A 9540-nucleotide genomic window follows, 5' to 3' on the forward strand; every position below is an offset into this window, starting at 1 on the left:
CGGGTATTTTTTTGCCTAAGGCTTACCCTCTACTTACTGTCTATTTATCGTCTGTCGCCAGCGTCCACTTGAGTAGCAGAGGCCCTGCAATTGTAGTGATGGCGATGATCAGCACCAGCTCGGTAAACAGCTTTGGCGAGATGATCTCCATCTGCAGCCCCATCTCGGCAAACACCAAGCCTACCTCGCCCCTCGGCACCATGGCGCTGCCGACAATTGCCTTGGTGCGCAGGTGACCTGGCACCCTGAGCCCCGCCATCATCTTAGTGATAATCGCCAGCAAGGAGAGCATCAGCAGGGTGAACAGACCGCTCCAGCCGAGATCTATCTGGCTGAGATCTAAGCTTATTCCCACGTAGACGAAGAAGATGGGGGCGAAGATATCTACCAGGGGCTTAGATTCGACCTCCATCTCGTGGGTGAAGGCGAAGGGGTTTTGCAGGTAGCGATTCAGCGGCGAGATAAATTGGCGACTGAGCGCCAGGCCGACGGCGAAGCCGCCGAGCAGGGCCGGGGCATGGAGGGCATGGGCCAGCCAGGCAAACAGGCAGATGAGGATCATGGTGACTATCGCCTCATAACCCGTCTCCTCCTCTCTGGGTTTGACGGCGCGAAACAGATACAGCAGCAGGCGCGCCATGGGCGGTGCCAGCAGCAGGAAGCCGACTATCTTGAGGATCAACAGGCCGCTGGGGATCAGCCCCACCTCACCCGAGCTGGCAAAGTTAAACAACAGGCTCAGTAGGATCACCCCGGCGATATCGTCAATCACCGCCGCGCCGAGGATGATGTGTCCCTCCTGGCTCTGTGATTGATTGGCCTGGGCCATCACCCGCACCGATATGCCTATGCTGGTGGCGGTAAGGGCGCAGCCCAGGTAGAGGGCGGTAAAGCCGGGCAGTTCCAGGTAGAGAAGGCACACCAAGCCGATGACCACGGCGGGCAGGGCGATACCCAGCAGGGCAACCCCGGCGGCGCTGTTGCCCGCCTGAAACAGGTGCTTGATGGAGGTTTCGCAGCCAATGGAAAAGAGCAGCAGGATCACCCCCAGCTCGGCCATTACCGCCAGGGTCTCATGGGGGGCTATCCAGCCCAGTAGGCTAGGGCCGATAAGGATCCCCGCCAGGATCTCGCCGACCACGGCCGGGAGTTGCAGCCGTTTAAAGACCTCGCCCAGCACCCGGCCGAAGAGCAGGATCAAACACAGGGACAAGACAAAGTTATCTATGGCCATAGCAGGCGCGACTCCCCGAGAGTGGTGATAATGTGATCTTGATCATTTTGATGACCGAGATCAAGGCGTAACCCATGGAGTGTGACTAAGCTCAAATGGAAACTTGCCGACAGGAGGTAACCATGGACAAGGTGTTTATTATTTCCCAGAAAGCCGAGCAGCAGGCCGATGCCATAGAGACGGGGATCGCCTTGGCCAGGGAACTGGAGAAGGAGGCTGAGGTGTTTGCCTACAGCTACGAATCCTTTGCGGGTAAGGAGTACTACAACCCCAGGCTGGGTGCGGCGGCCAAGGTGGCCCTGATGAATCAGCGCAGCGAGGAGATCGCCGCCAAGCTCAAGGCGCTCAAGGCGGAAGACGTGGCCGTGCATAGCGTGTGGACCAAAGATCTGTTCGAACATGCCTGTCATCACTCCATTCGTCATGGGTTCGACCTCATGGTAAAGGCGGTGCATCACAAGACCCATTATCTGCCGATGGACTGGCAGCTGATCCGCCATGTGCGCATCCCGCTGATGATGCTGTGCGACAACCCCTTGCAGCGCGCCCGCAGCGTGTTGATGGCGGTGGATCTGGGCAGCGACAACCCCATTAAGCAGAAACTCAACCAGTGCGTCATTCAGCATGGTCGCCAGCTGGCCGAGGCCCTCGATTGCCAGCTGCATCTGGCCTATATCATACGTGTGCCTAAGATCTTGCGAGACATGGATCTTATCGACACCCGCACCCTGGTGAAGGACGCCTATCACAGGTATCAGCCTCAGCTGGACGAGATCGGCCTGCATCAGGAGCATGTCCACTTCCTGGCGGGCGACCCCGATCTCTGCCTCTACGAGCTCTCTTGTCGCCTCAAGGCCGCCTATCTGGTGATGGGCGCTCGCCAACGCAAGGGGCTGATGGGCATGGTCATAGGCAATACCGCCGAGGCCATGTTGACCCGCATCCGCAGCAATGTGTTGATCATTCCAGCTGACGATCAGCTGTTGCCTGCCTAACCTTAGGTTTGTGCTGCTGACGCCAGAGACGCTTGTGATATTCATCGATGAACAACAAGGTCGAGGCGGCGCTCAGCAGCATCAACCACTGTCCTAGCCCGATAGGGCTAATGCCTAGCGCCTGACTCAATCCAGGGGTATAGCTGGCGCCTATGTGAATGCCCTGAGCCAGTATGATGCCAAACAGCAGCAGCGGATTGCTCAGCACGGGCATGCGCAGCAGCGAGTTACGCTCCGAGCGGCTGTTGAGGGCGTGCACGTTTTCAAACAACACCATTAACATCAGGGTGAGGTTACGGGCGTCGTTCTCGCTGCTGCCCATGGCCAGCACCAGAGAGAAGAGGCCGAAGGCCACTATGCCCATCCACAGAGCGCTGACGATCAGCCGCTCCAGCATGAGGCGATCGAAGATGGGCTCGCTGGGGCGGCGCGGCGGCTGATCTATCTCGTGGCCTTCGCCGGGTTCGAAGGCCAGCGCCACATCCTGCACGCCGTTGGTGACCAGGTTAAGCCAGAGGATTTGCAGCGGAAACAGTGGGATAGGCTGAGCAAACAGCACGCTTAAGATAAACAGCAGCAGCTCGGCGGCCCCTGTGCTGATCAGCAGGTAGATCACCTTACGGATATTGTTGTAGACGATGCGCCCCTCGATGATCCCCTTGACGATAGAGCTAAAGCGGTCGTCGGTTAGAACAAGATCGGCGCTCTCGCGGGCCACATCCGTGCCCTTGAGCCCCATGGCAATGCCCACATGGGCATGCTTCAGCGCCGGGGCGTCGTTGACCCCGTCACCCGTCATGGCGACAAATTCGCCCTGGCGGATCAAGGACTCGGTGATCTCCATCTTCTGCCTGGGCTGTACCCGTGCAAATACCCTGTGGCTGGCGATGAGATGGTCGAACTCGGCCAGACTCTGCTGCTGGGCCTGGGTGAGCTGCTCGCCGGTGATCACCCCATCTTGGTCGTTGGCCAGCTTGAGCTGACGCGCCAGCGCCAGGGCGGTCACAGGGTGGTCGCCGGTGATCATCGCTACCTTGATCTGTGCCTGCTGACATAGGGCCACCGCCTCGATGGCATCTTCCCGCAGGGGATCGCTCATGGCCACTAATCCTAGAAAATCCAAACCTGCCAGTGGATGGTGTGGGTCGCAGACCTCGCCGCTGGCGAGCGCCAACACCCGGTAGCCGTGGCGCGCTAGCCAGTGGGTCTCATCCAACACAGCCTGAGTCTGCTGCGCATCCAGCTGGCACATGGTGAGCAGCTTCTCCACCGCGCCCTTGACCGAGATGACGGAGCGCCCCTCTATCAGGTTGATGCTGGCGCTGAACTGGTTCTCCGACTCGTAGGCAAATAGCTGCTCCTGTGGTGGCTGCTTGGCTTTGTCCATCTCGAGATTGAGCTTATAGCCGAGGGCCAGGAAGGCGAGATCTACCCCGTCGCCGTCTGCATGCATCTGATCCGCATGGTTCTGTTCGGCCTCGAAGCTGAGGTGAGCCTCGTTGGCCAGCACGCCGGTGAGGGCAAGACGGTACAGCTCGGGGTCCCGCGCGGTCGACACTGGCACCCCATGGCCATGCTTGTGCACTAGGCCAGTGGGCGTCAGCCCTGTGCCCGCCACATGATAGCGCTCGCCCGTCAGCAGGCTGATCTGGCTGATGGTCATCTCGTTGACCGTCAGGGTGCCCGTCTTATCCGAGGCGATATAGGTGCAGGAGCCGAGAGACTCCACCGCCACCAGCTTGCGCACTATCACATTGGCCTGGGACATGCGTTTCATGCCTATGGCCAGGGCGACCGTGATGGCCGCAGGTAGCCCCTCGGGAATGGCGGAGACCGCCAGGGCGACCCCCAGCAGGAACACCTGGGAGAGATCCGCGCCCCGCAGCAATGTCAGGCCGAAGATGAGGGCGATGATGATTAAGGTGGCTATGGCGATGATCAGGGTGAAGCGCTCGATACGCTGCATCAGCGGCGGCTTGGCGCTACCGCCCTGGCGAACCAGATCGGCTATCTGACCTATCTGGGTGCGGGCGCCGGTGGCGATCACCTCGCCCTCGGCCCGTCCATGGGTGACCAGGGTGCCGGCGAAGGCGAGATCTGTCTTGTTGACCGCCACAGACTCGCCGGTGAGGGCCGACTCGTCCACCTTAAATTGGTTATGCTTTTCGATTTTGATATCGGCGCCGATGCGATCGCCGTTGGTCAGCAGAATATAGTCACCGGGCACCAGACTCAGGCTGTCCACCATCTTGGGGTGGCCGTCGCGGATCACCTTGGTCTGGGAGGGCACCAACTTGCTCAGGGCATCGGCGGCCTGCTGGGCCGAGTATTCCTGCACCGTGCCTATGATGGCATTGAGCATGAGCACGGCGAAGATGAAGATGGCGTTGAGGATCTGGCCGAGCAGCAGACAGGCGATGAAGGCTGCGAGCAGCACATAGATGAAGGCGCTCTTAAACTGCAAAATAAACAGGCGGATTAAGCTGAGTCTTGCCGGCTTGGGCAGGCAATTGGGCCCATATTGTTCCAGCCGCTCGGCCGCCGCTTGACTCGATAGTCCTGGCCCGGCCACGAAAACTCCTTGTGCACTTAGGCTGAGGTGATGCTAGATCTATAGCTCATCTCGGCCCTAGCTGCCGGGAATCGGCCTAAGGCTTGATAGAGATCAATGGCTTCGGGCTTAGCGAGATATTTTACTCTTTGAGGGGATGCTCCTCGGGTAGTTGGCGGTGGATCCACAAAATCAGCTTGTGCTTCATGTTGGGGCCATCCTCCTTGTCGGTCGCCAGGGGCTGGATCAGCTTATCTTGCACCAGTAGGCGGTAGATGCACTCTACCTTGTCTTTGGGGGAGATCCCCTTATCGAAATCGGCGAAGCCACGTTTCTTGGCGTAACCAACGCCAATCTCCAGGGCCAGTTTTAACAGCTGTGCGTCGTGCTTACCGTGTTTCATCGATCAGGCTCCATTAGCGGCGATATCATCAAACTACCTTAGTTTCCAACGGGAACAAACCGTTAGTGGCGTAATTTTGCTGTCAATGTCATCTCTGCTGCGCATCTGGCTATAATTACAGCAAATTGAGCGCAACGAGGATAGTTATGATCCAGGTAAGGGGTATAGATCATTTGGTATTTCGTACCACCAAGTTAGACGCCATGCTGCACTTTTACACTCAGGTGCTGGGCTGTCCCATTGAGCGCGAACTGGCCGAGGAGGGGCTCACCCAATTAAGAGCCGGCAAGGCGTTGATCGATATCGTCACCTGCGACAGTCCTCTGGGGCGATTGGGCGGTAGACCGCCACAGCAAGATGGCCGCAACGTCGACCATATCTGCCTGCTCATCGAGTCCATGGAGGAGCAGACCCTGCTGGATTATCTCAGCGAGCAAGGCATAGCGACCGAAGGCTTTGCCAAAAGATACGGTGCCCAAGGGTTTGGGCGTTCCCTTTATATTAACGACCCCGAAGGGAATGTTGTGGAATTGAAGTTGGCGAAGGAGTAGACCTTAGTAGTCTAAGAGATAATTGTAGTAAGTGTAATAGTTCGGTTTTAATGATCCTATGGGTATTATGGTTGATTTGCATAAAAATCTCGTCGACCAATGCATATAAAAAACGGCAACAATAGTCGCCGTTTTTTCGTTGTGAAAGAGAGGTTAATTCAGCTTTGCCGATGAATTATATCGAATTAAACCCTTAAGTATCGGATTGACTGTCTCACAACTTTGTTGAAAGTTGACGGCGAGTTTTTCGACTTGGTTATTCGCATCATAAGTAAGCTCAAGTATTTCGAATTCACCTGAGCTTATATTGCAGCCTCTATGATCGCCAGTAAAGCTTAATCCTGGTGCTAAAGGTGCTTGAAACGGATAGCGTGTTGCATTTTCGTACTTTTTGGTAGAGAGCTTCTCACCTTGAGGAGCTGCCATGTCAAGTGTCCACCATGTATCACCGTCAACCCTAACTCCTAAATGATCTTCATTTTCCCATTCATTGCGGCTAATGGTGAAAAGAGCATTTGAGTCATCCATGGTAAGTATCTGTCCTGCGCCAATATAATCTCCGCTCGGACTCACAAAATGCATGATATTTAAAGTGGATGGCTGGTAAGTAATGCTAATGTCTGTGCTAATTTCATAGTCTTGACCATTATTTACAGACAATCTTACCGTCACGTCTTTTTTATGATTTTTAGGAACATTGAAGGATGTTGTGGCTGAGTTTTCATTTGAAAAATTGATGCCAATGTTATTAATGTCTATCCATTTAAAGTTAAGTTTTAAGCCTTTGTTCATAATTGTTTCAGAGGCATCAAGAACTGGAAAATCTTCTTCTCTATATATTCCAGTGCCAATATCGTAATTTACCACTAAAGAGTCATCTACAATGATTTGAGTACTATAAATCCAACTGGTTGCATCTTGTTCACTCATAACTTGGAATGTATCAAAGTTGTAAGTTTGTCCTGGATTAAGCGTTAATTGTGGCGTTAAAGATACTATGGCACCAGAGACCATTATCTCTGCTGGGATACTAGCATATGGCCATTGTTGAGATTTTAAGTAAACGGTTTCATAAGTATCAGCTTTGACAGGCCTAGACATTAGGAATTTTAAAGCACCTCCGCTCGCAGGAAAATTATCTAGGATTTCTTCATCTAACTTAGCGACTAGTTCAAAATTATCTGAACGATACGGCTTAATATTGTTTGAAGGGGCATCAGAATAAGACCATAAAGAGCCTTCAATTGCGTCTGACCAATTTCGAGCATAACGATATTTGCCTGCGTCAATGTTAAAAGATTCTGAATAGTTTACAAAATTACTACTGATTTCTACTTTATCTTTCTCGGTAGTAAATGCTTCGACTGTCCCTTGGTTAGGGTACTCTCCAAAATGGCCACTGAGTGGATCTGTAATTTTAAAAGAGTAGTTTATTTTTAAGTCGGGTATATCGATTTTCCCTAGACCTAGTACTGAATATGTTGCATTTGAAAAATCTTCAACTTTGCTGAAAGATATGTCTTTGAAGTTAACCGTTTGCTCAGAATACTCATTGGTTGTTAAAGATATTGAACCGATATTCTGGACCGATACAACTTTAGACATAGGTTGTTTCTTTTGTAAGAATCTAATTGTGCCTTTAAATTTTATTTCTCTATTATCATCAAAAATGACATTTGATAAATTTATTTCTCCAGAAGTGTCAGTAAGTTCTGCGTTAGAAGAGGTTAATTTTAATTCAATTTCCCCATTTAAGGTGCTGTCTAACACAGATACATAACACTCACGATATTCGACATTAATCACATCCATATTTGATAACAGATTGTTGTCGTCAACATCATTATACGTTTTAGTAATTACCCCCCCGTTACTACAACTCTTTTCTATTCCATGATCCGCAAAATTTGCTGATTTAACAATATCATTAGCCAGTGAACCCACTTGAAGAAAGCTTTCAATGGTGGATAGTGCCAATATTGATGAGTCTACCGGGTTATCTTGAACGCGAAAGCTCTCAACGGGAGGGGTAACTTCAGTAGATTCGCTGGAGTCTGAGCCTCCACAAGCTGATAATAAAGCCAATGCTGATAAAGCAAATCCTTTTATAACAAATTTCATGTAGATTAGTCCTTTAAAATAAAAACAACTGTGCTATCGAGGAGAGCATCTTACATGAGATTCAAATGTAAAAAAATAGTTTCCTTGAAACTTGCTTGTAACAATATTGGCCTGTGTAGGTATGAAAATAACGCTGAATAGTGAATTATTCGATGGGAGGTAGTAGATCATGCTTCACATGATGTTTTGTTTAGCATTTTGTATCCCCTTTAAATGTAATGTGATTGAATTACTTTAAGGGAATCGAGTTATAACTGTGTATCCTTGTTCTTTCAAATGAGTTGCTGATGTTTGTCTAAAGTGTCTTGAGCAGTTTGCTACAGACTTAGTTCGAACTAGCTCTCAATGTTGCGCTTACTTGATTAATGACGCCAAATTTTTCTATGCAACTTTTGCGAGTAATCAACTCATTAGTAGTGTCGCTATTAACTGTTCTCTGTTGCTTTTGGCATTTTTTTTACAGAGGTGAGTATTGATTAAATCTGAATTGGTTCGTTGTTTGTGGAGATCTGTATACGCCGCTATCTTCGTTGTCACTTACACATGGGCGAATGAATTTGGCGTTCCTGAACCTTTGTTGTCGGCACTTATCTTCGGAGCACTGTTTCACTTCGGTATAGGTAAAGTTATTGATTTAGGGAGTGACAACTTCTCTATTTGGAGCTTGGCGGGAAGAGGCCGCCTCTCGAATTTCCTTGTGTATTTGCTAGCACTGGCTGGGCTCATAGTTGGAGCCGCTATTGTTGCCGACCCTGTAGTTAACATGATTCGAGGGCTAGAAAGCATGCCAATAAGGGCGACAGTAGGTGTTATAGCGTTTAGTGTGGGAGTAGGCTTATTGGCCTATTGTCGAAATTTGAATGCTCAGGAAATTTAACAAACGACAAGGCTTTAAAAGTAATTATCTTCAATATCAGTTGGGTTTTATCTCTTCGAGTAGACCCAATGGGTAAGGACGTAGAAGCATTCCTTACCTTTGGTTTGGGATGAATTGCCTTGCTTTAGCGTTAACCTTTGTTGTGATCGATTGCCGACAGCAGGTGCAGTGCATGGATGCACCAATGCCGCGATTGCAGGGACGCAAAAGAGCGACCCTTATGTGCTTACACATTTGTGACAGATTGAATGAAGTGTTGCTTCATTTTGATGTTTTTGCATCTACCTGAATTAGGTACTTGGATGGGAGCTTTAAACCATAGCTTCATGGTTAATCAATTGCTTGGCATTAGGTGTAGTGCATGGATGCACCAATGTCGCGATTGCTGGGACGCAAAAGAGCGACCCTTATGTGCAAACATTCTTTTGGCACGCAGCGAGTCCATATATGGACACCTCGATAGATTCAATAGCTAATTTGTTAGTAACAAAAGATATTACTGCATCCGTATATCCGACCTGTTTATGAGCAATTAGAGGCTCTGGCCTTAATGAGAACCGCGCCTCTACGCCTTAACCGTCCCTCCGAACTCTTAGGTTCATGGACTCTCTCAGGTGTTGTAGAGGCCGGTATTACCTGTTGTTACATTACTTTTTAGCAGTACATGGTTTGTTTTACTTACAGGTCAAACCGCTCTGAACTCCGTTTTCTTAAATAGAATAGCCCAAACAATTCTTGCTAACTTGTTAGCCAGTGCGACTGCAGACTTGTGACTGCCTCGCCGTTCGATAAGCGTTTTAACCCAAAC

At 50.6% G+C, this 9540-nt stretch carries 7 protein-coding genes and 1 pseudogene; 3 read left to right on the plus strand and 5 right to left on the minus strand.

The annotated features are described in order from the left end of the window. Positions 1-40: 40 nt before the first annotated feature. Positions 41-1234, minus strand: coding sequence for a cation:proton antiporter (locus AYI87_RS19735; protein ID WP_144204341.1), 1194 nt, complete (start codon positions 1232-1234; stop codon positions 41-43). A gap of 122 nt (positions 1235-1356) precedes the next feature. On the opposite strand from AYI87_RS19735, the gene AYI87_RS19740 reads away from it, so the two are divergent. Next, positions 1357-2229: a universal stress protein gene (locus tag AYI87_RS19740; protein ID WP_144204342.1), complete on the plus strand. Its 873-nt coding sequence runs from the start codon at positions 1357-1359 to the stop codon at positions 2227-2229. Here AYI87_RS19740 and AYI87_RS19745 read toward each other — a convergent pair. Then, positions 2195-4801, minus strand: coding sequence for a cation-translocating P-type ATPase (locus AYI87_RS19745; RefSeq protein ID WP_144204343.1), 2607 nt, complete (start codon positions 4799-4801; stop codon positions 2195-2197). The two genes, AYI87_RS19740 and AYI87_RS19745, sit on opposite strands and share 35 nt — an antisense overlap. Positions 4802-4922: 121 nt before the next feature. After that, entirely contained in the window at positions 4923-5183 is a 261-nt protein-coding gene (locus AYI87_RS19750; RefSeq protein WP_011867010.1) for a DUF5062 family protein, read from the minus strand. Positions 5184-5329: 146 nt separating this feature from the next. Here AYI87_RS19750 and AYI87_RS19755 point away from each other — a divergent pair, with 146 nt between their 5' ends. Next, entirely contained in the window at positions 5330-5734 is a 405-nt protein-coding gene (locus AYI87_RS19755) for a VOC family protein (RefSeq protein ID WP_144204344.1), read from the plus strand. Between the two features lie 153 nt (positions 5735-5887). Here the strand turns inward: AYI87_RS19755 and AYI87_RS19760 are convergent, their stop codons facing one another. Continuing rightward, complete coding sequence (locus tag AYI87_RS19760; RefSeq protein ID WP_144204345.1) at positions 5888-7855, minus strand: hypothetical protein; 1968 nt, start codon at positions 7853-7855, stop codon at positions 5888-5890. A gap of 472 nt (positions 7856-8327) precedes the next feature. Between AYI87_RS19760 and AYI87_RS19765 the strand changes: the two genes are divergently transcribed. Further along, positions 8328-8732 (plus strand): cation transporting ATPase C-terminal domain-containing protein, encoded by a 405-nt coding sequence (locus tag AYI87_RS19765; protein WP_144204346.1) that lies wholly within the window; start codon positions 8328-8330, stop codon positions 8730-8732. Positions 8733-9417: 685 nt separating this feature from the next. Here AYI87_RS19765 and AYI87_RS21475 read toward each other — a convergent pair. Continuing rightward, a pseudogene (locus AYI87_RS21475) lies at positions 9418-9540 on the minus strand (IS110 family transposase); the annotation flags it as partial.

This window comes from Shewanella sp. KCT (genome assembly GCF_007636505.1).
Lineage (GTDB): Bacteria > Pseudomonadota > Gammaproteobacteria > Enterobacterales > Shewanellaceae > Shewanella > Shewanella halotolerans.

Bases quoted from the DNA above. Each gene is read 5' to 3' on its own strand.
- AYI87_RS19755 (WP_144204344.1), top strand. From the start codon at position 5,330: ATGATCCAGGTAAGGGGTATAGATCATTTGGTATTTCGTACCACCAAG.
- AYI87_RS19750 (WP_011867010.1), bottom strand. From the start codon at position 5,183: ATGAAACACGGTAAGCACGACGCACAGCTGTTAAAACTGGCCCTGGAG.
- AYI87_RS19735 (WP_144204341.1), bottom strand. From the start codon at position 1,234: ATGGCCATAGATAACTTTGTCTTGTCCCTGTGTTTGATCCTGCTCTTC.
- AYI87_RS19760 (WP_144204345.1), bottom strand. From the start codon at position 7,855: ATGAAATTTGTTATAAAAGGATTTGCTTTATCAGCATTGGCTTTATTA.
- AYI87_RS19740 (WP_144204342.1), top strand. From the start codon at position 1,357: ATGGACAAGGTGTTTATTATTTCCCAGAAAGCCGAGCAGCAGGCCGAT.